This window comes from Rhodopseudomonas palustris (genome assembly GCF_003226555.1).
In the GTDB taxonomy this organism is placed as follows: domain Bacteria; phylum Pseudomonadota; class Alphaproteobacteria; order Rhizobiales; family Xanthobacteraceae; genus Rhodopseudomonas; species Rhodopseudomonas palustris_I.
Genome location: NZ_QKQS01000023.1, coordinates 1,369,905 through 1,394,564, shown reverse-complemented (window position 1 = coordinate 1,394,564; position 24,660 = coordinate 1,369,905). Strand labels below are relative to the sequence as shown.

Genomic DNA, 24,660 nt, shown 5'->3' with positions numbered 1-24,660 from the left:
TGACAGCTGAGATTTTGACGACCTCACAGCCGCGGTTCCGCGCCGCTCCTTCGGCGCCCGCGGCAGGAAGGGATAGAACTATGACGGCATTGACCTGGACCGACGAACGCGTCGAGCAGTTGAAGAAATTGTGGGAGGGCGGGCTGTCGGCGAGTCAAATTGCCGCTGAGCTTGGCAACGTCACCCGCAACGCCGTGATCGGCAAGGTCCACCGCCTGGGCCTGTCAGGCCGGGCCAAGAGCCCGACCTCGGCGGCGCCGCGGCCGCGCAAGGCACGCCCGGTGCAGCAGATGATGCGGGTGAACCGTCCGGTGGCCCGCGGCAACACCGCTCTGGCGCACGCTTTCGAAGTCGAAGTCGAACCCGATCCGGTCGCCTTCGACAACGTCGTTCCGATCAACCAGCGGCTGTCGCTGCTGGAACTCAACGAGGCCACCTGCCACTGGCCGGTCGGCGACCCGTCGAGCCCGGAATTCTTCTTCTGCGGCGGCAAATCGCTGCCGGGCCTGCCCTATTGCGCGCATCACTCGCGCATCGCCTATCAGCCGGTCGGCGACCGCCGCCGCGCGACGCCGAAGACCACACGGTAATCACCGCGCGCGCAGCGCAGGGCCGCTCACCCTGCCAAACTGTCATCGCCCGCAAAAGCGGGCGATCCAGTATCCAGAGCTTCCGTTACTTTCCACTCACTCACTGCAATTACGGGATCCTCCGCCTTCGCGGAGGATGACGCTGCTGTGATGGGCTGAGGCCGCGGCTGAACGATTGCAGAAGCGATAGGGTCGGCAGAGGCGCGTCGCGCCGTGCCCACGGGTTACAACATGACGCTCGCGATCATCGTGATCTGAAACCAGCCTTTGGTGGGCACGCTTTGCCCACCTTGCGTCGCAAACCTGCTAACAACTACAGCGGGCTGCCTTCGACCTTGGCGAAGCGGTCGTCGAGGGCATAGCCGGCGCCGCGGACGGTGCGGATCGGGTCCTGCTCGCGGCCGATATTGAGCAGCTTGCGCAAGCGCCCGATGTGGACGTCGACCGTGCGCTCATCGATGTAGATATCACGGCCCCAGACACCGTCGAGCAGTTGCTCGCGGCTGAATACCCGCCCGGGATGCTCCAGGAAGAACTCGAGCAGACGATACTCGGTCGGGCCGAGATCGATCGGCCGGCCGGAGCGCGCCACCCGGCGCTTGTCGCGATCGAGCTCGAGATCGCCATAGGCCAGCACGGTGGCGAGCCGCTCCGGCGCCGCGCGCCGCAGCAATCCCTTCACCCGCGCCAGCAGCTCCGGCACCGAGAACGGCTTGACGATGTAATCGTCGGCACCGGTCGCGAGCCCGCTGACGCGTTCGCTTTCCTCGCCGCGCGCGGTCAGCATGATGATCGGCAGTTGCTTGGTTTCCGGCCGCGCCCGCAGCCGGCGGCACAGTTCGATGCCGGACAGGCCCGGCAGCATCCAGTCCAGCACTACCAGGTCGGGAATCCGCTCCTTCATCCGGGTGTCGGCGTCGTCGCCGCGCGCCACCGTTTCGACCTCGTAACCTTCGGATTCCAGATTGTATCTCAGCAGCGTCGTCAGCGCTTCCTCGTCTTCGACTACCAGAATGCGCGCAGCCATCGTCGTCCTCGTCTCAGTGTCGTCTCGATCCGTCTTCCGGCGGCCGCCCGGCATGGGCGACCGCCGGATCGACGTCAGTTGCCGGGTGTCGCGTTGGCGAAGGTCGTCATATCCCCCTTCGGACGCTTGTCCATGATCTGCTGGCCCTCGATCATGTAGAACACCGTCTCGGCGATGTTGGTGGCGTGATCGCCGATCCGCTCGATGTTCTTGGCGCAGAACATCAGGTGGATACAGAACGAGATGTTGCGCGGATCTTCCATCATATAGGTGAGCAGCTCGCGGAACAGCGATGTGCAGATCGCGTCGACTTCCTCGTCGCCGTTCCACACCACCATCGCGGCCGGCAGATCGTGCGCCGTGTAGGCGTCGAGCACCGCCTTGACCTGCGACTGCACGAGGTCGGTCATATGCTCGAGGCCGCGGATCAGCTTCAGCGGATGGAAGTCGCTGTCGATCGCGTTGACGCGCTTGGCGATGTTCTTCGACAGATCGCCGATCCGCTCCAGATCGGTGGCGACGCGCATCGCCCCGACGATGTCGCGCAGGTCGACCGCCATCGGCTGACGCCGGGCGATGGTGAGCACTGCACGTTCTTCGATGTCGCGCTGCATCTGGTCGATCTCGGCGTCGGCCGCGACCACGCGCGAGCCTAGCGCGACATCGCGCCGGATCAGCGCGTCGACGGAGTCGACGATCTGGCGCTCGGCCAGGCCGCCCATCTCCGCGACCAGCCGCGTCAATTCCTGCAGGTCGCCGTCGAACGCCTTGGTGGTGTGTTCGAATCCCATATCCGTGCTCCTCGCCCGCGGCGTCAGCCGAACCGGCCGGTGATGTAATCCTGGGTGCGCCGATCGCTCGGCGAGGTGAAGATCTTGTTGGTCGGACCGAATTCGATCAGTTCGCCGAGATACATGAAGGCGGTCGATTCCGACACGCGCGCCGCCTGCTGCATGTTGTGGGTGACGATCGCGATCGTGTACTGCTCCTTCAGCTCGTCGATCAGCTCTTCGATCTTGGCGGTCGAGATCGGGTCGAGCGCCGAGCACGGTTCGTCGAACAGGATCACTTCCGGCCGCACCGCGATGGTGCGGGCGATGCACAGACGCTGCTGCTGGCCACCCGACAGGCTGAGGCCGGAGGCGTTGAGCTTGTCCTTGACCTCGTTCCACAGCGCGGCGCCGCGCAGCGCCTTTTCGACCCGCCCGTCCATCTCCGATTTGGAGATCTTCTCGTACAGGCGAACGCCGAATGCGATGTTCTCGTAGATCGTCATCGGGAACGGCGTCGGCTTTTGGAACACCATGCCGACCCGGGCGCGCAGCAGGTTGAGGTCGAGCTTGGCGTCGAGGATGTTGGTGGTGTCGAGCAGCACCTGACCCTCGGCGCGCTGGCCCGGATACAGATCGTACATCCGGTTGAAGATGCGCAGAAGGGTCGACTTGCCGCAGCCCGACGGCCCGATGAAGGCGGTGACGCGGTTGGCGGCGAGCGCCAGATTGATGTGCTTCAGCGCGTGGTTCTGGCCGTAATAGAAGTTGAGGTCACGCACGGTCACCTTGGCCGGGCCGTCCGGCTGGGCGCCGATCGGCGGCATCGCGGACGGGACGCTGGTGGCGATCGAGATCTCGGTCATTTCGTGGTCCTCTCGGCGCCGATGATGCGCGCGCCAATGTTCAGGGCAAGCACGGTGAGGGTGATCAGCAGCGCGCCGGTCCAGGCGAGCTGTTTCCAGTAGGCATACGGGCTCTGGACGAAGTTGTTGATGGTCACCGGCAGGTTGGCCATCGTCTTGGTCAGATCCAGGCTGAAGAACTGGTTGCTGAGCGCAGTGAACAGCAGCGGCGCGGTCTCGCCGGCGACGCGGGCCGTCGCCAGCAGGATGCCGGTGATCAGGCCGGCGCGGGCGGCCCGATAGGCGATCCGCCGGATCACCAGCGAGCGCGGCAGACCAAGCGCCGAGGCAGCCTCGCGCAGCGAGCTCGGCACCAGCAGCAGCATGTCTTCGGTGGTCCGCACCACCACCGGGATCACGATCACCGCCAGCGCCAGCGCGCCGGCGAGCGCCGAGAACCGGCCCATCGTCACCACCACGGCTCCGTAGATGAACAGGCCGATGATGATCGAGGGCGCGCTGAGCAGAATGTCGTTGATGAAGCGGATCACCGAGGTCAGCTTGTCGTATTTGCCGTATTCGGCCAGATACGTGCCGGCGAACAGCCCGAGTGGCGCCCCGATTCCGACGCCGAGAATGGTCATCAGCACCGAGCCGACAATGGCGTTGAGCAGACCGCCGCTGGTCGATCCCGGCGGCGGGGTGCTCTGGGTGAACACTTCGAGATTGAAGCCGGCAAGGCCGTTCCAGAACAGCGTGAACAGGATCAGCGCCAGCCAGGTGACGCCGAACAGCGCCGCCGCCGAGCACAGCACCTTGATCACGATGTCGTTGCGATGACGCCGCTTGTAGATCGGATTGTCGAGATGGATCGGCGTCATTTTACTTGCCCGCCTTGAGTTCGAGCCGCAGCAGCAGCAGCCGGGCGGCCGCCAGCACCAGGAAGGTCAGAATGAACAGCAACAGGCCGAGCAGGATCAGGCCGGACTGGTGCAGGCCGTCGCTCTCGGCGAATTCGGAGGCGATCGCCGCCGAGATCGTGGTGCCGGGCGAGAAGATCGAGCCGGTGATCCGGAACGAATTGCCGATGATGAAGGTGACCGCCATCGTCTCGCCGAGCGCACGGCCGAGCGCCAGCATCACGCCGCCGATCACGCCGACCCTCGTGTAGGGGATCACCACACTCCGCACCACTTCCCAAGTGGTGCAGCCGACGCCGTAGGCCGCTTCCTTCAACACCGGGGGCACCGTCTTGAACACGTCGACCGAGATCGCGGTGATGAACGGCAGCACCATGATGGCGAGGATCAGCGAGGCGTTGAACAGGCTGAGATAGGACGGCGGACCGGCGAAGATATCACCGAGCACCGGGACGCCCTCGAACAGCGCGATCATGGCCGGCTGGAAGTGGTAGGCCAGGAACGGCCCGAGCACGAAGAAGCCCCACATGCCGTAAATGATCGACGGGATGCCGGCGAGCAGCTCGATGGCGAGGCCGATCGGGCGACGCAGCCACATCGGGCACAGCTCGGTGAGGAAGATCGCGATGCCGAGGCCGACCGGGATCGCGATCACCATCGCAATCAGCGACGTCACCAAGGTACCGTAGATCGGGCCGAGCGCACCAAGGACCGGCGGATCGTTCGCCGGTGCCCAGCGCGCCGTAGTGAGGAACGAGAAGCCGAATTCACGGATCGCGGGCCATGCACCGACGATCAGAGAAACAATGATGCCACCGAGGATCAGCAGCACCGAAATCGCGCAGGCGCGCGTCGCCCAATAGAAGGTCTTGTCGCCGAGCTTGAAGGCACTGAGGGCCTTGGCTCGATCGTAAGGTCCGGCAGCCGCTTGCAATCCGGTTGTATCAACCGCCATGTCCGCCACGCTCACTCTCCCTATGCCTTGTGCAGGGCCGAAACCGCGCTTCGCGGCTGGGGTTTTTTGAATTGAGACCGGATGCGCGATCGAGCGTCGCGCCTGCACCGACTGCGGTGCAAAACCGGAGTCCGAGAAATCCGTCGCTCGGATTCCGTCGTTCGCGTGAACGTCGTGCTGCGACCCGGGCGGAGCCGGATCGCAGCCAACATTCAGTCTATCAGCTCTTGATGTCCGCAGCCCAGGTCTTCTCGATCAGCTTGACGACCGGCTCCGGCATCGGGATGTAGTCGAGCGCTTCGGCAGCCTTGTCGCCCTTCGTGAACGCCCACTTGAAGAACTTGAGGGCTTCAGCGGAGGCAGCCTTGTCGACCGGCTCCTTGTGCATCAGGATGAAGGTCGCGGCAGTGATAGGCCACGACGCGTCACCGGGCTGGTTGGTGAGGATCAGGTAGTAGCCCGGCGCCTTGGACCATTCGGCGTTCGAAGCGGCGGCCTGGAAGGCGGCCATCGTCGGCTGCACGGTCTTGCCGACGCTGTTCACCATCGCGGTGTAGGTCAGCTTGTTCTGCTTGGCATAGGCGTACTCGACATAACCGATCGAGTTCTTGGTCTGACCGACATTGCCGGCGACGCCTTCGTTGCCCTTGGCGCCGACGCCGACCGGCCACTCGACCGCGGTGCCTTCACCGACCTTGCTCTTCCACTCCGGGCTGACCTTGGACAGGTAGTCGGTGAAGTTGAAGGTGGTGCCCGAGCCGTCCGAACGACGGACCACGGTGATCGCCTCGCTCGGCAGGTTGACCTTCGGGTTCAGCTTCTTGATCGCCGCGTCGTCCCACTTCTTGATTTCGCCGAGATAGATCTTGGCGAGGGTCGGGCCGTCGAACACCAGCTCGCCCGGCTTGACGCCGTCCAGGTTCACCACCGGAACGATCGCGCCCATCACCATCGGCCACTGCACCAGGCCGTCCTTCTCGAGCTCTTCCGGCTTCAGCGGCTTGTCGCTGGCGCCGAAGGTCACGGTCTTGGCAACGATCTGCTTGATGCCGGCGCCCGAGCCGATCGACTGATAGTTCAGGCCGTTGCCGGTTTCCTTCTTATAGGCATCCGCCCACTTCGAGTAGACCGGGTACGGGAAGGTGGCGCCAGCGCCGGTAATGTCAGCCGCGAAGGCCGAGGTCGACGCCGCAACCATGCCGGCCGCGACGATTGCCTTGATGAAATTCATGGGGAAGGTCTCCATCTGTAAGCGAAGCGCTCAGCGCGCCCGACTGCGCTTACCCCGCTCCGTCTACGGGCGGTCGATTGACCTTTTATGAGGGTTTGATGACAGTCATGTGACTGGCCTAAGCCCATGAAATTGAAAGAATATTTGACTCAGACCTGGGGCTTTCCCTGAGGGAAGCAGACGGTGAAAGTCGCGCCTTTTTTCAGGACGCTTTCGATCAAAAGCCGGCCCCTGTGGCGGTTAACAATATGTTTCACCAGCGATAATCCTAACCCCGTACCGCCCTGGGATCGGCTGTCGCCGACGTCGACCCGGTAGAACCGCTCGGTCAATCGGGGCAGATGTTCGGGTGCGATACCGGGGCCGAAGTCGCGGACGAGCGCACGATATTCCGGTACTCCGTCACCGGAAACGGAGGCAACCACAGAGACGACCACGCGCCCGCCGGAAGCGCCGTATTTCAACGCGTTCTCGATCAGATTTTCGAACAGTCGCAACAGCTCTTCGCGATCGCCGGCGATCGTCGCGGCATCATCGGGAAGCTCCAGCTCGATCACCACCTGGCGCTCCTTGGCCAGCGGCTCGAGCCCGTCGGTGACCTGTTTGATCAACGGCTTCAAATCGATCATCGCGTCGGGGCGGACGTGGGCGCTGAGCTCGACCCGGGACAACGACAGCAGATCGTCGATCAGCCGCGCCATCCGCGTCGCCTGAGCGTGCATGATTCCAAGAAAACGTTCGCGCGCCTTCGGATCATCGCGGGCCTGTCCCTGCAGCGTATCGATGAAGCCCGACAAGGCGGCGAGCGGTGTGCGCAGTTCGTGACTGGCATTGGCGACGAAGTCCGCGCGCATCTCTTCGACCCGGCGCAGCGGCGTCAGGTCGTGGAACGTCATCAGCATGCATTGATCGGTGCCGCCGAACGCGGTCGGCACCTGCACCGGCGCAATCATCAGTTCCAGCCAGCGCTCGATCGAGCCGTGATCGAGGTAGGTGACGCGGCGCGGTTCCGAGGTCGCGATCGCTTCGCGCAGCGCGGTGACGATCTCGGGACTGTGCAGCGCGAACTGCGCCAGTTCGCGCGCCCGCAGGGCCGGAGCGAGCTCCGCCGCCGCGGCGTTGAGATGAATGACGCGGCCGGCGCGATCGAGCAGCACCGCCGGATCGGGCATGCCGCCGACGATGGCACGGACCACCGGCATTTCCACAGGGCTGACGCCGAGCGTTTCATCAAGCGCACTGGCACCGTCGTGCAGCCGCCATGGTACCAGCGCCGCGGCGATCAGGCAGGCGAAGGCAGCGAGTGCCGGGCCGATCGCGAGTTGAGCGAACACCACCAGGGCTGTGAGTGCGAGCGCAGCGGCGATCAAGATGATCGCGGCGTGACGGAGGCGATCGGACCAATGCGTCATCAGCGATGTCGGTGCAGACGGCGCGGCGAGCACGATTTCCCGGACCGGGCGGGTTTGCTCGTCGGGCGCGGGTGCGGTGGTCATGGCTCAACCTGGTGAGGGATCTCCGCGCACCGGTTTCGGCTTCAATGCTTCGGTCAGCGGACGAACCCGCTTCAGCCGAGCACCGAGCACGATCTCCCGGACCGCAAGTACGATCACCGATATCACGAACGGCACGATGTAGTACAGCAGGCGGAACAGCAGCATGCCGGCGAGCAGCTCTTCTTTGTCCATCTGCCAGAGTCCGACCAGCATCGCGGCGTCGAATACGCCGAGACCGCCGGGAGAGTGACTGGCGAAACCGAGCAGCGTCGCCGACACGAAGATCACCGCCACCACGACGAAGCCGACATTGGGTTCGTCGGGCGTCAGCACGTACATCGCCAGGGCGCAGAAGCCGAGATCGACGATGCCGATTGCGATCTGCAGCAGCGTCAGCTTGCCGCCCGGCAGCGTCACCGTCCAACTGCCACGCCCGACGCAACGCGGCTTGAACGACACCCAGGCGACATAAATCATCAATCCGGACAGGATCAGCAGCGCGAGCACGCGGTTGACCGACGGCGGCAGTTGATCGACCGCGGACGCCGCCTCCGGATGATAGGCGACGCCGAGACCGAGAACGGCGGCGTTGCCGAGCCAGAAGGTCAGGCCGGCAAGAAAGCACACTTTGGCGACATCGATCGCATCGAGCCCCCAGGCCGAGTAGATCCGGTAACGCACCGCGCCGCCGGTCAGCGCGCTGGCGCCGACATTATGACCGATCGAATAGCTGGTGAAGGCGGCGAGCGCGTTGACCCTGTACGGCACGTCGCCGCGGCCGATCGCATGGACGGCGAACAGATCGTAGAACGTCAGGGTGAAGTAACCGGCGGCGACGAACACCGCGGCCAGCGCGATCGAGCTCGGATCGGTCTGGCTCATCGCATCGAGCACACGCTCGAGGTCGATGCCGCGCAAAATATGGTACAGAACGTAGCAAGCGGCCGCGATGACCGCGATGCTGACCGCAACACCAAGTTTGTGCAGGATTTGCTTCTCGCGCAGAACTGCGATCGTTCTGCGTATTGCGATCCGCATCGAGACCTCGAATCCCCTTCGCCCGCGCTTCTACCCCTGGTGTCACGGCCTTGGCGCCGAGCTTCGGCCGGCCGTACATCGTTGGTAGCGTGTTTTCAGGCCGAGTGGAATTCGGTCAACGCCGGATGTCGGTCCACAACGCTTCAATTCCGCTTCAGCCAACCGGTTGCACCTTCGCCATTATTGGGATTTTGCTGCAACGCGGGACCTATCGTCGCAGCTGCCGGTCGACAACGGCGTCATCATCACAGCCGCGGCGACTGCCGCGCCACCACCCAGTAGCGGAGCCAAGAGCCGATGGCGCATCCGATCAGATAGGCGCCGACCAGGGCGAGGAAAAGATCGAGCCAGTAACCGCCGCGACCGGGAACCAGACGGGCCAGCGACAGCCCGACCAGCACCGCCGCGATCCCGCCGACGCCGAGCCCGGCGTTCTTGGACAGGCTAGGGCCGCGATGCACCACCGAGATCCACCCGACCGCGAAGCCGAGCAGCAACGATCCGACCAGCCAGCCCCAGAAGAAATCCGCCAAAGCCACCATGCGTCACCTGACCACGAAATCGATGCGGCGGTTCTTCGCCTTGCCCGCCTCAGTGTCGTTTTCGGCGATCGGAATCTTGCTGCCATAGCCGAACGCCTCGAACCGCTCGGGCGGCAGGCCGGCGCGGACCATATAATCGACGACCGCGCGCGCGCGCCGTTCCGACAGCGTCTGGTTGAAAGCGGCATCACCGTCGCTGTCGGTGTGCCCGGCGACCTCGATCTTGGCGCTGGGGCAGCGCATCGCGGTCTCGATCAACCTGTCGAGCAGGCTGGCAGAGTCCTTGTCGATGGTGGCGCTGGCGGAGTCGAACTGCACCGTCCCCTTCGCCAGCAGGCCGTTGAACAATTGCTGGCACACCGTTGCGTCCACCGGCGCCGCCTGCGGCTTGACCGACAGATCGATCCTCACCTTCCAGCCTTGCGGCAGTTCCTTGTTGAGGCCGCCGCGGATCTGGTTCGCCGCGACGTCGTAGAAAGCATCGCCCGACAGGTGCACTTCGCGGTCCGACAACACGAGGGTGCCGGTCGACAGTCGCGACAGCGCGCCAAGTGCCGGGACGGCAGCGTCGACAAATCCCTTCGGCGCCCCGATACTGGCCTTGAGATTATCGACGACCTTATCGCCGAAGAACTTCCGACCTGTCGCGGCGGCGAGAGCGGCATGCACGGCGTTGTCCGGCACATATCCCTCGAGCGTCACCTGGCCGGCGACGGGGTCCTTGTAGGCGCGGAACACATAGGGCGGCGCCTCGATCTCGTTGTCGCCGACCGTATAGCCCTCAGGCAGGTTCCGAAGCGCCGCCGCAATCGCTTCGCGCCCGCCGAGATCCTTCGCCATTCCCTTCAGCGCGACCGAGGTCCCGCTGAGGGTGATCTTGCCTTGTTTGAGCTTGGCAAGCTGGTCGATCAGCAGCATCGCCGCCGCATCGAAGCGCTGAGGCGCGCCGCGCGCCAGCGCCATATGGTCGACGACCTCGACGCCTGCGAACGCGACCTTGGCACCGTCGAACAGCCGCGATCTGCTGGCCGGCAGCGGAGCGCTGCCGCTCAGGGTCACCCGAACGACGTCGCGTTCAATCGACCACACGTAAGGGGAGGCTTCCGGCACCAGCTTGGTGCGATCATTGACCAGACGGATCCCTGGCACGGCCTCAACGGCGGACACCGCGGCACGGCGCCCCTCCTCGGAGAACGCCTCGGCCACCAATGTGATGTCCCGACCCGCTGCCGTGATCTTGGTTTTATCGAGGATCGTGTCCTTGAGCGCAGCCGCAGCGCGAACGGTGAGTTCTGCTTCCACGGCAGGCATCGTCGTCCAAGCGGCGACGGCCCAGAGAATGACCAGCGGAATGGCACCGGGCCACCATTTACCGCTGGAGCTGTAGAGTCCGCGCATTCCGCTTCCCGTGGATCAGAAGCAGAGAGAAATCAAACCGTTGGAAGGCTGTCAAACGCAATTCCCGAAAACAGCGACCAAAGTTGCCCCTGCCATAACCGTTTCTTCAGCCGTGGACTCCTAGCATGGCTCAGACATGATATAGCCTTCGCTTCGATGAAACATTTTCGCCACAGTATGATCCGCGCCGGGCTCGAAGCCCTCTATTACACGGGCGCGCATCGGGTGCTGCGCCCGCTCCTGTCCGGAATCGGCACGATTTTCATGCTGCACAACGTCCGGCCGAGCCGCGATGATTCGTTTCAGCCCAATCGCCACCTCGAGGTTACCCCGGATTTCCTGCGGGCCACGCTGAAGCATCTGCGGGAGCTCGGGATTGATCTCGTCCCGATGGACGAGCTGCATCGTAGGTTGCGGGCGCGCGATTTCGGCCGGCGCTTCGCCTGCATCACGCTCGACGACGGCTATCGGGACAACCGCGATTTCGCATTGCCGGTGTTCGAGGAGTTCGGCGCACCATTCACCGTATTTGTCGCCAGCGACTTCGCCGAAGGTAATGGGCGATTGTGGTGGGTAACGCTGGAGCGGCTGATCGCTAGCCAGAGCCGGCTGGAGGTCGCCATCGGCGGCCAGGAACTGCGCTTCGACATTCAAACGCCCGAAGCCAAGCAGACGGCATTCGAACGGTTGCACGATCTGCTGCGCCGCTTGCCGAACGGCGGCGACCTCGACGCCGCCATGACGGCGATGTGCCTGCGTTATGGCCTCGACGAAACTGCCGCGGCGCGGGAACTGTGCCTGCAGTGGGACGAGCTGCGCCGCTTCGCCTCTCACCCGCTGGTGACGATCGGAGCCCACAGCATCACCCATTGTATGCTCGGCCGGCAGAGCGAACTGGTCGCCGCGCACGAGCTGACCGGCAGCCGCGCCCGCATCCAGGACGAGTTGCAACATTCGGTCGACCATCTCGCGTATCCTTACGGCGACAAAGCTGCGGCGGGGCCGCGCGAATTCGCCCTCGCCCAGGCCGTCGGCTACAAGACCGCGGTCACGACGCGGCCGGGCATGATGTTTTCCGAATGCGCCGATCATCTCACCGCGCTGCCGCGGATTTCGCTCAACGGACATTATCAGGACGACCGGCTGTTGCCCGTGCTGACATCCGGCGCCGCAACCGCGATGTGGAACGGCTTTCGCCGCGTCGCGGCGTGATTCCTTGACTCACCCCTCCCCGCCGCCGCAAACAGGCGGCCAAACACCCGAGGGAGACGTCATGTTCAAGGATCTGTTTTCGCTGCAAGGCCGCGTCGCTCTGGTGACCGGCGGCTCACGCGGCATCGGCAAGATGATCGCGGCCGGCTTTCTCGCCTACGGCGCGTCGCGCGTGTACATCACCGCGCGCAAGGCCCCGGCCTGTCAGGCGACCGCCGATGAGCTCACCGAAATGTATCCCGGCGAGTGCGTCGCGCTGCCGATCGACATCTCGACCATGGCGGGCATCGAGATGCTGGCCGCCGAGATCAAACGTCGTGAGGCCTCGCTCGACATCCTGGTCAACAACGCTGGCGCAGCCTGGGCGGCCGACTTCGACGAGTTCCCGGAGAGCGGCTGGGACAAGGTGATGAACCTCAACGTCAAGACGCCGTTCTTCCTGACCAAGGCGCTGGCGCCGCAGCTTCGCGCCGCGGCGAGCGCCGAACAGCCGGGCAAGGTGATCAACATCGCCTCGATCGACGGCATCTTCGTGAACCCGCTCGAGACCTATCCCTACGCGGCCTCGAAGGCTGGCCTCATTCACCTGACCCGCCGGATGGCGGTGCGGCTAATCAAGGATCATATCGTGGTCACCGCCATCGCGCCGGGACCGTTCGCCTCCGATATGAACAAGGCTGCGCGCGACGAGTCGGATGCGGTGGCCCAGCGGGTGCCCTCCGGCCGGATCGGGACCGATGAGGACATGGCAGGCACTGCCGTGTTCCTGGCCTCGCGGGCGGGCGACTATGTGGTCGGCTCGACCATCACGGTCGACGGCGGCGTCGCCTTCGCCAATCCCGGCATCAAGGGCGACGGCTGGGCGTAACCGTTTCGCTTCGCGTCTCCCGCTGAAGCGGCGGGGGACGCACCTTCCGGACAATATCTCTCGTACCGCTCGGCGCACCCAGAGACACGTGGGTGTCCGTCTGCGGTGTTGCGTCCCATCGAACGACATCTGCCTTGAATTATAATGCATCGAACGACATTCGTTCGATTGCTGGCGCTTGTGGCCAGCACTATCTTTCCCCAAACAGACGTGAATGGACGGACATGGTCGAGCCAGACGACACCGACGCGAGCTTTCTGCTCGACCTCGGCCAGCACGTTCGCACCATGCGCGGCCGGCGTGGCATGTCGCGCAAGGTGCTGGCCAAGGTCTCCGGGATTTCCGAGCGCTACATCGCGCAATTGGAAAGCGGCAAGGGCAACGTCTCGATCGTGCTGCTGCGCCGGATTTCCGAGGCGCTTGCGACCCCCTTGGAAGATCTGCTGCCGTCTCCCGACGCTGCCGCCGAATGGCCTGTAATCCGAGACTTGGTGCGGCGCGCCACTCCGGTGCAGATCGCACACGCCAAGGACGTGTTGTCCGGACTCGGCAGGTTCGGCAGCACGACGCAGCGTCAGGCGACTTTCCATGGAATCGCGCTGATCGGCCTGCGCGGCGCCGGAAAATCCACTCTCGGCAAGATGCTGGCCGACCGCATCGGCTGGAGCTTCGTCGAGCTGAACCGTGAGATCGAGCGCCAGAACGGGCTGTCGGTATCCGAGATCATTGCGCTGTACGGCCAGGAAGGCTTCCGCCGGATGGAGCAGGCAGCGTTGACGCGGCTGCTGGCCCACAACGAGCCGGTGGTGCTGGCGACCGGCGGCGGCATCGTGTCCGAGCCGATCACCTTCGATCAGATCCTGACCTCGTTTTATACCATCTGGCTCAAGGCCGAGCCGGAGGAACACATGATGCGGGTCCGCGGCCAGGGCGACATGCGGCCGATGGCCGACGACCGCGCCGCGATGCAGGAGCTGCGCACCATCCTGCAGAGCCGCGAGCCATTGTATGCCCGCGCCGCCGGCGTTCTCGATACCGCAGGCCTGTCGATCGAAGCCGCCGCGCAAAACCTGGTCGCGATGGTATCGCCTGTGCTGAGCCGCGACGCCGGCGCTTTTGGACGACGCGAGACGGCGCCGTAGGGCTGTTACGGCTTGGTCCGTTCGAACTGCCGCAGCAGCTTGTTGCCGCGTTCGACCGCGGCATCCATTGCGGCCTGCGCGGGCTTCTCACCGCGGACCGCGTGTTCGAGTTCGTCTTCAATTGCGGTCCGCACCAGCACGAACGAGCCGAGCCGCAATCCGCGCGAATTCTCGGTCGGCGGCTTCAGCGTGATCTGTTCGATCGAAATCGCCGTCCCCGGATTGCGATCGTAGAAGCCCTGAGCGCGGGTGAGATCGTAGGCTGCCTTGGTGATCGGCAGATAGCCGGTGTGCTGGTGCCAGGCCGCCTGGATATCCGGCTTCGACAGGTAGGCGAAGAACTTGGCCACCCCTTTGTATTCCGCCGCCGGCCGGCCGCGCAGCACCCATAGCGTGGCGCCGCCGATGATGGTGTTCTGCGGCGCGCCGGCCACGTCCGGCCAGTACGGAAGGCGGCCGTAGCCGACCTCGAATTTGGCATTGGCCAGGATGTCGGCACGGGTCGCCGACGAGCCGATGAAGATGCCGCAGTCGCCCTGCTGAAACAGCGGCTCGGCCGCCGTGGCGCGGCCGCCATAGTCATAGATTTTGGTCTTCTGCCAGTCGGCGAGCTGAGCGACATGGCGCACCACCACCGGATTGTTGAACACCAGTTCCGCATCCAACCCGCCGAGCCCGTTCGACTGCGTCGCCAGCGGCAGATTGTGATAGGCGGAGAAATTCTCGATATGCACCCAGGACGGCCACGAGGTGGTGAAGCCACAGGCCGCCCCGGCATCGCGCAGCCGCGTCGCCATGGCGCCGACCTCCGGCCAAGTGGCCGGCGGCACCTCCGGATCAAGTCCGGCACGGCGAAACAGCGTTTTGTTGTAATATAGAATCGGCGTCGAAGCGTTGAACGGAAACGACAGCATGTTGCCGGACAGGTCGGTGTAATAGCCAGTGACCGCAGGCAGGTAGTCGTCCGGCGAGAACGTTTCGTTCTCGTCGCGCATCAGCTCATAGACTGGATAGACCGCTCCCCTCGCCGCCATCATGGTGGCGGTGGCGATCTCATTGACCTGCACGATCGCCGGCTGACTGGAGGAACGAAACGCGAAGATCGCCGCGGTCACGGTCTGGGTGTAGTTGCCCTTGTAGCTCGGCACCACCCGGTAGTCGGATTGCGAGGCGTTGAAATCGGTCGCCAGTTTCTCGAGCTGCCGGCCGAGTTCGCCGGACATTGCGTGCCACCAGACGATCTCCGTCGTGGCGGCGGCCGGCGCAATCCCGACGCCGCCCCAGACCAGGACGGCAGCCATCTGCGCGAGTCTTCCCAACATTCCGGCCATCGTCCGACGAACTCACTCCCGATAGCCATCGCCCAGGCTGATCTGCTAGCTTAGCTGGACTTCTCCGGTCCCTGCGAACGGCGTTAACCTTATGGGATTGAACTTGCCGCTGTCCAGCCGAGCCAATATTCCGCACGCCGACGCCGCGCGCGGCCCACTGGTTGCGGCTGATCGGGGAAACCGTCATCGACGCATCATCGACCGGGTTGGGCCCGATGCCTTCGCAGCCAGCTGACGCCGAGCTGCGGCCCGATAACCGGAGACGCACCAGCCTGATCGGCTTGGTGCGGGCCGTGCCGATCCGCTGGCGAATCCTGTCGATCGCGGGATTGAACTCGCTGGTGGTCCTGGTCCTGGTCAGCCTGATCTGGAGCGGCTCGCGGGAGCTGCGCACCGCCTGGGACGACGTTCGTCAGGTCAGGGAATCCGACAAGATCCTGGCTTTGCTGGAAAGCGAAACCGGAAGGCTGCAGAATCTCATCCATCGCTACATCAATCAACCCAGCCCCGATCTGTTTGCCGAAATCTTGCTGCTGCGCGAGGCGGTACTCGGGACGCTGACCAATCGCGCCTCGACCGATCCAATGCTGTCCGGCTCGGTCGAGGAGCTGGAGCGCGCGACCGAACGCTTTCTCAGCGGCTTTGGTGATTTGCGGGCGTTGCAGACCACCATCAAGGCGACCTACGAGAACCAGGTTCAGGCACCGGCACGCGACATCGCCGCGTTGTTCGCTGTGATCGGCGGCGCCACCGGCCAGCGCGACGCGATGATCCTGCCGCCGCTCGGCCGAGCCCGGGAGGCGTTTACCGCCCTGCTGGTCGCGGCAAACTCCTACTACCTGTCGCTGTCGCCGCAGGCCGCCGAAGACGCACGACAGAATACCGAGATGATCGTGCGAACCATCCCGGTGATGACCGAGCTCGCCGACAACGATCTGCAGAGGATGGGGCTGCAGAAGCTGAAGCTGCGCACCGCGGCGCTGAGCGACGGCTTGCAGGAACTGACCGATCAGCTCGCCAAGCGCAGTGACCTGCTCCGCAACTCGATCGACGCCAGTCAGGCCGCGACCATCGCTGCGATCGACGCGCTGTCGGTCAAGATGCGGCAACGCGAACAGAAGGCGCAGGAGAAGTTCGACCGCACCCTGGCCGGCATCTCGCAGAAGGTACTCACGATCGCGCTGATCTTCCTGGGCATCATCATCTCCGCCGGGATCGTGATCGCTCTCAGCATTCGCCTGCCGCTGCAGCAGATTCTCGCCGCGATGCACGCCATCACCTCGGGCAATTACGACCGCCGCGTCGCCGGCATCGAGGCCAGGGACGAGGTCGGCGCGATGGCACGCGCCGTCGAGGTGTTCCGCGAAAACGCCATCGACAAGCGCAAGGCGGAAGACGACCTGCGCGCATCGAAAGAGAAAGCCGAGAGCGCGCTGCTCGAACTAAAGACCGCGCAGCAGAATTTGATCGATGCCGAACGGCTGGCAGCGCTCGGCAGTCTGGTCGCCGGGGTGGCCCACGAGGTCAACAATCCAATCGGCATCAGCCTGACGGTGGCGTCGAGCTTCACCCGCCGCGCCACGACGTTCGAGGCGGAGCTCAAGGGTGACATGCCCCTGCGGCGCTCGCAGCTCGACGAATTCGTCCGCTCGGCGCGGGACGCCGCCCAACAGCTCGTCAGCAATCTGCAACGCGCCGCCGACCTGATCCAGTCCTTCAAGCAGGTCGCGGTCGATCGCTCGCACGCCGAACGCCGGCAATTCTCGCTGCACGAGGCGACCGATCAGATCGTCGCCAGCCTGAAGCCGGTGCTGAAGCGCGCACCGATCGATCTGCGTATCGACGTGCCCGAGGGGCTGTTGATCGACGGCTACCCCGGCGCCTATGGGCAGATCCTGACCAATCTGTTTCTGAACGCCGCCAACCACGCCTTCCCGGGCAACCAGCCCGGTACGATCACCATCACTGCGCGATCGCGCGGTGCCGACGACGTCGAGATCGTTTTTTCCGACGACGGCGCCGGCATGACGCCGGACGTGCAGCGCCAGGCGTTCGATCCGTTCTTCACCACGCGCCGTAACGAGGGAGGCACCGGCCTCGGCCTGCATATCGTTTACAATCTGGTGACACAGCAGCTCGGCGGCCGCATGGTGCTGGAATCAAGACTAGGACAAGGCACGACTTTTCGCATTATCATGCCGAAAACCGCCACCGGCGGCGTGGCACCAGCCGACCCGCCCAGCGACGGAACCCTGCAATGGCCGACCAGGACGATATCCTCGAGCTGATCGAAGACACCGATTCGACGCCGGAGGTATCGGGCGCACGGAAATGGAAGATCGCGGTGATCGACGACGACACCGCGGTTCACGACGGCACGCGGTTCGCGCTCAGCGACTACAGCCTGAACGGCCAGGGCCTGGAAATCGTGTCGGCCTATTCCGGCGCCGAAGGCCGCGAACTGATGCGTGCCAACCCCGACATCGCCGCGGTTCTGCTCGACGTGATCATGGAGACCGACGCTGCCGGCCTCGACTTGGTCGAGTTCATCCGCAACGAGCTGAAGAACGAGACCGTGCGCATCATCCTGCGTACCGGACAGCCGGGCCAGGCACCTGAGCGACGTGTCATCGTCGATTACGACATCAACGACTACAAGGCCAAGACCGAGCTGACCGCCGACAAGCTGTTCACATCGCTGACCGCCGCGCTGCGCAGTTACCAGCAACTCGAACGCATGGTGCAGACGCGGCGCGGGCTCGAGATCATAATCGACGCCGCCTCGACGCTGTACGACTTCAAATCGATGCAGCGGCTCGCCGAGGGCGTGCTGACCCAGCTGGCCTCGCTGCTCAATGTCGATTGCGCCGGTATCCTTGTATTGCGAGACGCCGGTGAGGAATTTGCGGTTCTGGCGGGGTCCGGTTGCTACAGCCGCTTCATCAGCGCGACCGGCCAAACCAATTCGCTCGACCTCAATCTCCGACAGATGGTCGAGGAAGCGTTCCGGCGCCGCAAGCACGAATTCGCCGACCACCGCACCGTGCTGTACATTCGCACCGGCAGCGGCCGCGAGGTGGTGGTGCTGCTGCAGGCCGAACGCGAACTGTCGGAGACCGACCGTTCGCTGGTCGAGATCTTCGGCGGCCGGTTGTCGATCGCGTTTGACAACGTCATTCTGTATCGGCAACTGCACGAGGCGAATACCCAGCTCGAAGAGCGGGTGGCGCAGCGCACCCGGGCGTTGACGCTGGCCAACCGCCGGCTGTCGACGCAGTGGCTGCGGCTGCAGCGCGCCAACGCGTTCAAGAACGAGATCCTCGGCACCGTCGCCCACGATCTGAAGAACCCGCTCGGCGTCATCCTCGGCCGGACCGAGATGCTGACCGAACTGATCGGCGCCGAAGCCTCCAAAGACCACGTGATCGCCCAGGTCGATCACATCCGCGATGCGACCAGACGGCTCACCCTGATGGTCGACCATTTGATTTCGGACGCGATGGCCGACGCATTCGACATCTCGATCCGGCGTGAGCCGGTCGACCTCGCCGCATTGGTCGGCGAGGTTGCGGAGGCCAACCGGCCGATGGCGCAGAACAAGCAGCAGGAGATCTCGGTTTCGACGCCGGAATCCTGCACCACGATGTGCGATTCCGACCGGATGCGCGAGGCGATCGACAATCTGGTCAGCAACGCCATCAAATACAGCCCGGTCGGCGGCAAGATTGCGCTCCAGGTCGACGGCGACGACGACGGCACCGTGATCCGCGTCTCCGACGAAGGCGCCGGTCTGTCGCCGGAAGACCTCGGCCGGTTGTTCGGCCGGTTCCAGCGGCTGTCCGCCAAGCCGACCGCCGGCGAGAGCTCGACCGGCCTCGGGCTGTCGATCGTCAAGAAGATCGTCGACATGCACGGCGGCCAGGTCACAGCCGCGAGCCCCGGTCCCGGCCAGGGCGCAACCTTCACCATCACCTTGCCCGCCGCATCGCTGTCATGAGCCAGAATCCGCACATTATCGTCGTCGACGACGAAGCCCCGGCCCGCGAAATGGTGGGCGACTATCTGAAGATGCACGGCTTCGCCGTCACGCTGTGCGACGGCGGCAAGAGCCTGCGCGCCGAGATCGCCGCCAAGCTGCCGGATCTGGTGGTGCTCGATCTCAACATGCCGGAAGAAGACGGGCTGTCGATCATCCGCGACCTCAAGGCGAGGTCCAACGTCCCGGTGATTATGCTGACCGCGACCGCCTCGCCAATCGACCGCGTCGTCGGCCTCGAACTCGGCGCCGACGACTACATCGCCAAACCCTGCGAGCTACGTGAATTGATGGCGCGCATTCGGTCGGTGCTGCGCCGCGCAGCACCGCCGAAGCCGGCCGCCGCCGAGACGGCGAGTCCAGTCAAGACCGATAGCGCCCAGCTCGTCCGGTTCGGCACCAAATGGCTCGATCTCGAAGCCCAGGCGCTGCGCGACGACGACGGCAACGAGCATCCGCTAACCGCGTCGGAATTCGGCCTGCTGAAGGTGTTCGCCGCCAATCCGAAGCGAGTGCTGTCGCGCGAACGGCTGCTGGAGCTGGCCAATGCGCGCGACGCCGAAGCGTTCGACCGCGCCGTCGATCTCCGCATCATGCGGATCCGCCGCAAGATCGAGCCGGACCCGACAAAACCAGCCGTAATCAGGACAATTCGCGGCGGGGGCTATTTGTTCTCGCCCGCCAGCGACCGCCCCTGACCCCGCCGGCATCCCGTCGCGATCGACGGATGCCCTGATCTGGCTCGTCTTTTTGCGCCGAATGTTTCGTCACCCCCTTCGAGACGAAACAATTCAAGCGTGGCACGAAACCATTTTCCGCTCCGGCGCAGACCTCCTGAAACGGTAGCTGACTAGTAGTTCTCCCAACACGCCGCAGGGGAGTGCGGCACGAAGGGAGCTCGTCATGCAGAACGTCATTGCGCTCAACGACGCCGGCCGCTTGGGCATCCTCGCCGCCAGAGCCACGAGCGATGAAACGCTGCTCGCCAACATTGCGGACGGCGACCGGACTGCGATGCACACGCTGTACGCCCGGCACAATGTCAGGGTGTATCGCTTCATCCTGCGGATGGTGCGCGACGCCGCCACCGCCGAAGATCTGGTCAGCCAGGTGTTCCTCGACGTGTGGCGGACCGCCCGGCAGTTCGAAGGCCGCGCCCAAGTGTCGACCTGGCTGCTGTCGATCGCCCGCTTCAAGGCGCTGACCGCGCTGCGCCAGCGACAGCACGAAGACATCGATCAGGACGACGTGCTGGAGATCGCCGACGACTCGGACTCGCCGGAGACGGCACTGGATCGCAGCCGCACCAGCGACATCCTGCGCGCCTGCATCGACAAACTGTCGCCGGCGCATCGCCAGATCATCAATCTGGTCTACTATCATGAGATGTCGGTCGAGGAGGTCGGGCGCATCGTCGGCATTCCGCAGAGCACGGTGAAGACCCGGATGTTCTACGCCCGCAAGCAGCTCGCCGAATTGCTCAAGCGGCACGGCGTCGAAAGCCTCGCGGCCTGACGTCGCATGCGGGCCGATCCGCGCCGCTTGGTCGCACGACCGCAGTTTGGAGCGGTTCTTGTCCGCCGCTCTCGCGCCACGATGTGGTGGTGGATATATATTCGATGCGGCTGCTCGATCGTGAAACGAAACAATTGAAACGATCGACGACATCGAACGGAAAGATCGGCCTGCTAGGGTGATCTCCGTCGACGCAGCGACCTCGAACACCGGTGGCGCGACAGCGAAATTCCAAAGCCTCCGACACCCCATCGTAGGCCTCCAAGGGACCCGGACGAGATGCCCCCTCGTCCGGGTTTTCGCTCGTTTGAGGCATGCCGATGCGATGTGTTGACGCAGCGAGATGCGCGCGCCCGCAAATCCGAAACAAACCGCACCATCGTCGATTGAATGCAGCGCCGTCGCGCAATTGTTAACGGCGGTAGACTAGGCATTGGTGCAGTGCGACGATACATAGCCGCATCGGTGATGTGCACATCATCTTCCGTTACGTCTACGGGTCGGTGGGATGTTCGAAAGTCTTGATGCGGTGGTGCTGGCGCGCCTCCAGTTCGCCTTCACGATGTCGTTTCACATCATCTTCCCGGCCTTTTCGATCGGCTTGGCGAGTTTTCTCGCTGTGCTGGAAGCGCTGTGGCTGTGGACCAAGCGCGAAGTCTTCATCAACCTGTTCAACTACTGGATGAAGATCTTCGCGATCGCGTTCGGCATGGGCGTGGTGTCGGGCATCGTGATGTCCTATCAGTTCGGCACCAACTGGGCGGCGTTCTCCGACAAGACCGGACCTGTGCTCGGGCCGTTGATGGCTTACGAGGTCCTGACCGCGTTCTTCCTCGAGGCGGGTTTTCTCGGCGTGATGCTGTTCGGCCTCAAGCTTGTCGGACCGCGGTTGCATTTCCTTGCCACGATGATGGTCGCGATCGGCACGTTGATTTCGGCGTTCTGGATTCTGTCGGCGAATTCCTGGATGCAAACGCCCGCAGGCTACGCCATCAACGACGCCGGACAATTCGTCGCGGTCGACTGGTTCAAGCTGATCTTCAATCCGTCGTTTCCCTATCGCCTGTTGCACATGGTGCTCGCCGCCTACCTGACGACTGCGCTGGTGGTCGGTGCGGTCGGCGCTTATCACCTGTTGAGCAACACCCGGCAGCCCGGCGCGCGGATGATGTTCTCGATGGCGATGTGGATGATCGCGGTGGTGGCGCCGATCCAGATTTTCGCCGGCGACGCCCACGGCCTCAACACGCTGGAGCACCAGCCCGCCAAAGTGATGGCGATGGAAGGCCATTACCAGAGTCATCCGGACGGCGCGCCGCTGATCCTGTTCGGCCTGCCCGACCAGGACGCGGCCGTGGTGCGCTACGCGCTGGAAATTCCCAAGCTGTCGTCGCTGATCCTGAAGCATTCGCTCGACGCACCGCTCGCGGGCCTCGACACCGTGCCGCGCGAAGACTGGCCGCCGGTACCGATCACCTTCGGGTCGTTCCGGGTGATGGTGTCGCTCGGCTTCCTGATGCTCGGCCTCGGCCTGTTCAGCCTGTGGCTGCGCTGGCGCGGCCGGCTGTTCGAATCCCGCCCCCTGCACCGGTTCGCGCTGGCGATGGGCCCAGCCGGCTTCATCGCCGTGCTGGCCGGCTGGGTGACCACCGAGACCGGCCGACAGCCGTTCACGGTGTTCGGCCTGCTCCGCACCACCGACTCGGTTTCGCCGCTCGCGGCGCCGGCGGTGGCGACCTCGCTGATCGCCTTCATAGTGGTGTACTTCGTCATCTTCATTGCAGGCGTGGTCTACATCCTGCGTCTGATGGCGCACCCGCCGCATCATGGCGAGGAAGGTCCGCGCGGCGATGCGCCCGAACGCGCCGCCGGCATCACGCCGGCACCCGCGATCGCCACCCGCAGATTCAGTTGAGCAGGATTCGGCTGTGACTATTGTTTACGACATCGCGACGATCTGGGCCTTCATCATCGCCTTTGCGGTGTTCGTCTATGTGGTGATGGACGGCTTCGACCTCGGTCTCGGCATTCTGTTTCCGCTGTTCCGCTCCAAACGCGACCGTGACGTCGTCATGAACAGCGTCGCGCCGGTGTGGGACGGCAACGAGACCTGGCTGGTGCTCGGCGGCGGCGGGTTGTTCGCGGCGTTTCCGCTGGCCTATGCGGTGCTGATGCCGGCGCTGTACACGCCGATCATTGCGATGCTGCTCGGACTGGTGTTTCGCGGCGTCGCGTTCGAGTTTCGCTGGCGCACCCAGCGCGAACGCAATCGCTGGGACCTCGCGTTCTTTCTCGGCTCGCTGGTGGCAGCATTGGCCCAAGGCATCGCGCTCGGTGCGCTGCTGCAGGGCGTCACCGTGGAAGGCCGAGCCTATGCGGGCGGGTGGTGGGATTGGCTGACACCGTTCAGCCTGCTCACCGGTGTCGCGCTGGTGGTCGGCTACACGCTGCTCGGCGCCACCTGGCTGGTGATGAAGACCACCGGCGATCTGCGCGAGATGGCTTATCGGCTGAGCCGCTGGCTGCTGTTCGCGCTGCTCGCTGCGATTGTCGCCGTCAGCGCCGCGACGCCGTTCCTCAGCTACGACTATTCGCAGCGTTGGTTCGCCTGGCCCAACGTGCTCGCCACCGCGCAGGTCCCGCTCGCGCTCGCCGTCGTCACCGCGCTGCTGCTGCGGGCGCTGGCGCAGCGACGCGATTACCAGCCGTTCCTGCTCGCCCTGTGCCTGTTCGCGCTGTCCTATGCCGGACTCGGCATTAGCCTGTGGCCCTATGTGGTGCCGCGCAGCATCACCATCTGGCAGGCCGCCGCGCCGGAGAACAGCCAGATCTTCATGCTGGTCGGAGTCGCCATCCTGGTGCCGATCATCCTCGTCTACACCGCGTGGGCCTATTGGGTATTCCGCGGAAAGGTCGATCCGGAGACCGGCTACCATTGAGCGCGCCGATTGAACCGAAGAGCCCGCTGCCACGACGACTGCTGTGGTTCGTGGCGCTATGGCTCGCCGGTGTCGGCGCGGTGACGCTGGTCTCGCTGCTGCTGCGGTTGTGGATCGGCAAGAGCTGACGTGATACATAGCCCACCGGTGGTTCGCGATGGGGGTATCATGAAATTTCCGCGCTTGTTGGGCCGGGTGGCAGTTGCGGCAGCCCTGATCACGCTTTCGTCCGTGCCGGGCTACACGCAGCAGCAGGATGTCGGCGACGAGCCCGGTCTGGTCGCTGATGACAGCTACGTGCTGCCGCCCGAATGGCAGAAGCAGATGGTGTACTTCCGCACCACCGAGGCGCCCGGCACGATCATCGTGCAGACCTCCGAACGCTATCTGTATCTGGTTCAGGGCAACAATCGCGCGTTGCGGTACGGCATCGGCGTCGGCCGCGAAGGCTTTCAGTGGAAGGGGCTGCTGAAGATCTCGCGCAAGGCCGAATGGCCGGACTGGGTGCCACCGCCGGAGATGATCCAGCGCCAGCCCTATCTGCCGCGCTTCATGGCCGGCGGCCCAGGCAATCCGCTCGGCGCGCGGGCGATGTATCTCGGCTCGACGGTGTATCGCATCCACGGCACCAACCGGCCCGACACCATCGGCACCGCGATTTCGTCCGGCTGCTTCCGGCTGGTCAATGCCGACGTGATGGACCTTTACGACCGCGTGCCGGTCGGCACTAAGGTGGTGGTCCGGCAACGGCCCGAGCTGTAACGCGCCCCTCGCGCCCGCCTTCCTGGCTCATCACGAAAGACTC

At 64.4% G+C, this 24,660-nt stretch carries 23 protein-coding genes; 12 read left to right on the top strand and 11 right to left on the bottom strand.

Annotation, left to right across the window (positions count from 1 at the left end; translation table 11 throughout):
* Window positions 1-80: 80 nt before the first annotated feature.
* A complete protein-coding gene (locus DNX69_RS18990; RefSeq protein WP_110787458.1) occupies window positions 81-590 on the top strand; it encodes a GcrA family cell cycle regulator in 510 nt (169 codons plus the stop codon).
* Window positions 591-903: 313 nt separating this feature from the next.
* Here the strand turns inward: DNX69_RS18990 and phoB are convergent, their stop codons facing one another.
* From phoB to DNX69_RS18940, 10 genes are all read right to left on the bottom strand, one after another.
* Entirely contained in the window at window positions 904-1,617 is a 714-nt protein-coding gene (phoB, locus tag DNX69_RS18985) for a phosphate regulon transcriptional regulator PhoB (protein WP_110787457.1), read from the bottom strand.
* Window positions 1,618-1,691: 74 nt separating this feature from the next.
* Entirely contained in the window at window positions 1,692-2,408 is a 717-nt protein-coding gene (phoU, locus tag DNX69_RS18980; protein WP_110787456.1) for a phosphate signaling complex protein PhoU, read from the bottom strand.
* Window positions 2,409-2,431: 23 nt separating this feature from the next.
* Window positions 2,432-3,253 (bottom strand): phosphate ABC transporter ATP-binding protein PstB, encoded by an 822-nt coding sequence (gene pstB / locus DNX69_RS18975; RefSeq protein WP_110787455.1) that lies wholly within the window; start codon window positions 3,251-3,253, stop codon window positions 2,432-2,434.
* The gene (pstA, locus tag DNX69_RS18970) at window positions 3,250-4,113 is read right to left on the bottom strand and encodes a phosphate ABC transporter permease PstA (protein WP_110787454.1); all 864 of its coding nucleotides are present in this window, start codon (window positions 4,111-4,113) and stop codon (window positions 3,250-3,252) included. Before pstA ends, pstB begins: the two co-directional genes overlap by 4 nt.
* A gap of 1 nt (window position 4,114) precedes the next feature.
* The gene (gene pstC, locus DNX69_RS18965) at window positions 4,115-5,116 is read right to left on the bottom strand and encodes a phosphate ABC transporter permease subunit PstC (RefSeq protein ID WP_110787716.1); all 1,002 of its coding nucleotides are present in this window, start codon (window positions 5,114-5,116) and stop codon (window positions 4,115-4,117) included.
* Between the two features lie 211 nt (window positions 5,117-5,327).
* The gene (pstS, locus tag DNX69_RS18960; protein WP_110787453.1) at window positions 5,328-6,338 is read right to left on the bottom strand and encodes a phosphate ABC transporter substrate-binding protein PstS; all 1,011 of its coding nucleotides are present in this window, start codon (window positions 6,336-6,338) and stop codon (window positions 5,328-5,330) included.
* Window positions 6,339-6,487: 149 nt separating this feature from the next.
* A complete protein-coding gene (locus DNX69_RS18955) occupies window positions 6,488-7,834 on the bottom strand; it encodes an ATP-binding protein (protein ID WP_207803161.1) in 1,347 nt (448 codons plus the stop codon).
* A gap of 3 nt (window positions 7,835-7,837) precedes the next feature.
* On the bottom strand, window positions 7,838-8,872 hold the full coding sequence (locus tag DNX69_RS18950; RefSeq protein ID WP_110787452.1) for a lysylphosphatidylglycerol synthase domain-containing protein: 1,035 nt from the start codon (window positions 8,870-8,872) through the stop codon (window positions 7,838-7,840).
* Window positions 8,873-9,117: 245 nt separating this feature from the next.
* A complete protein-coding gene (locus DNX69_RS18945) occupies window positions 9,118-9,414 on the bottom strand; it encodes a hypothetical protein (protein ID WP_110787451.1) in 297 nt (98 codons plus the stop codon).
* A gap of 3 nt (window positions 9,415-9,417) precedes the next feature.
* Complete coding sequence (locus tag DNX69_RS18940; protein ID WP_110787450.1) at window positions 9,418-10,812, bottom strand: OmpA family protein; 1,395 nt, start codon at window positions 10,810-10,812, stop codon at window positions 9,418-9,420.
* A 156-nt stretch (window positions 10,813-10,968) separates the two neighbouring features.
* Here DNX69_RS18940 and DNX69_RS18935 point away from each other — a divergent pair, with 156 nt between their 5' ends.
* From DNX69_RS18935 to DNX69_RS18925, 3 genes are all read left to right on the top strand, one after another.
* Window positions 10,969-12,024 (top strand): polysaccharide deacetylase family protein, encoded by a 1,056-nt coding sequence (locus tag DNX69_RS18935; RefSeq protein WP_110787449.1) that lies wholly within the window; start codon window positions 10,969-10,971, stop codon window positions 12,022-12,024.
* A 61-nt stretch (window positions 12,025-12,085) separates the two neighbouring features.
* A complete protein-coding gene (locus DNX69_RS18930) occupies window positions 12,086-12,892 on the top strand; it encodes an SDR family oxidoreductase (protein ID WP_110787448.1) in 807 nt (268 codons plus the stop codon).
* Between the two features lie 224 nt (window positions 12,893-13,116).
* A complete protein-coding gene (locus DNX69_RS18925) occupies window positions 13,117-14,034 on the top strand; it encodes a helix-turn-helix transcriptional regulator (RefSeq protein ID WP_110787447.1) in 918 nt (305 codons plus the stop codon).
* A gap of 5 nt (window positions 14,035-14,039) precedes the next feature.
* Here DNX69_RS18925 and ugpB read toward each other — a convergent pair whose 3' ends face one another.
* Window positions 14,040-15,335: a sn-glycerol-3-phosphate ABC transporter substrate-binding protein UgpB gene (ugpB, locus tag DNX69_RS18920; protein WP_234827005.1), complete on the bottom strand. Its 1,296-nt coding sequence runs from the start codon at window positions 15,333-15,335 to the stop codon at window positions 14,040-14,042.
* 245 nt (window positions 15,336-15,580) lie between these two features.
* Between ugpB and DNX69_RS18915 the strand changes: the two genes are divergently transcribed.
* The 8 genes from DNX69_RS18915 (at window position 15,581) to DNX69_RS18880 (ending at window position 24,617) form a co-directional block, all read left to right on the top strand.
* Window positions 15,581-17,653: a sensor histidine kinase gene (locus DNX69_RS18915; RefSeq protein WP_110787445.1), complete on the top strand. Its 2,073-nt coding sequence runs from the start codon at window positions 15,581-15,583 to the stop codon at window positions 17,651-17,653.
* A complete protein-coding gene (locus tag DNX69_RS18910; protein WP_110787444.1) occupies window positions 17,623-19,362 on the top strand; it encodes an ATP-binding response regulator in 1,740 nt (579 codons plus the stop codon). The genes DNX69_RS18915 and DNX69_RS18910 overlap by 31 nt, the downstream gene beginning before the upstream one ends.
* The gene (locus DNX69_RS18905; protein ID WP_110787443.1) at window positions 19,359-20,099 is read left to right on the top strand and encodes a response regulator; all 741 of its coding nucleotides are present in this window, start codon (window positions 19,359-19,361) and stop codon (window positions 20,097-20,099) included. Before DNX69_RS18910 ends, DNX69_RS18905 begins: the two co-directional genes overlap by 4 nt.
* A 205-nt stretch (window positions 20,100-20,304) precedes the next feature.
* Window positions 20,305-20,916 (top strand): sigma-70 family RNA polymerase sigma factor, encoded by a 612-nt coding sequence (locus tag DNX69_RS18900; RefSeq protein ID WP_110787442.1) that lies wholly within the window; start codon window positions 20,305-20,307, stop codon window positions 20,914-20,916.
* A gap of 508 nt (window positions 20,917-21,424) precedes the next feature.
* The gene (locus tag DNX69_RS18895; RefSeq protein WP_110787441.1) at window positions 21,425-22,831 is read left to right on the top strand and encodes a cytochrome ubiquinol oxidase subunit I; all 1,407 of its coding nucleotides are present in this window, start codon (window positions 21,425-21,427) and stop codon (window positions 22,829-22,831) included.
* Between the two features lie 19 nt (window positions 22,832-22,850).
* A complete protein-coding gene (gene cydB / locus DNX69_RS18890; RefSeq protein WP_110787714.1) occupies window positions 22,851-23,855 on the top strand; it encodes a cytochrome d ubiquinol oxidase subunit II in 1,005 nt (334 codons plus the stop codon).
* Complete coding sequence (locus tag DNX69_RS18885; protein ID WP_110787440.1) at window positions 23,852-23,983, top strand: DUF2474 domain-containing protein; 132 nt, start codon at window positions 23,852-23,854, stop codon at window positions 23,981-23,983. Before cydB ends, DNX69_RS18885 begins: the two co-directional genes overlap by 4 nt.
* A gap of 40 nt (window positions 23,984-24,023) precedes the next feature.
* Complete coding sequence (locus tag DNX69_RS18880) at window positions 24,024-24,617, top strand: L,D-transpeptidase (protein ID WP_110787439.1); 594 nt, start codon at window positions 24,024-24,026, stop codon at window positions 24,615-24,617.
* The last annotated feature ends 43 nt before the right edge of the window (window positions 24,618-24,660 follow it).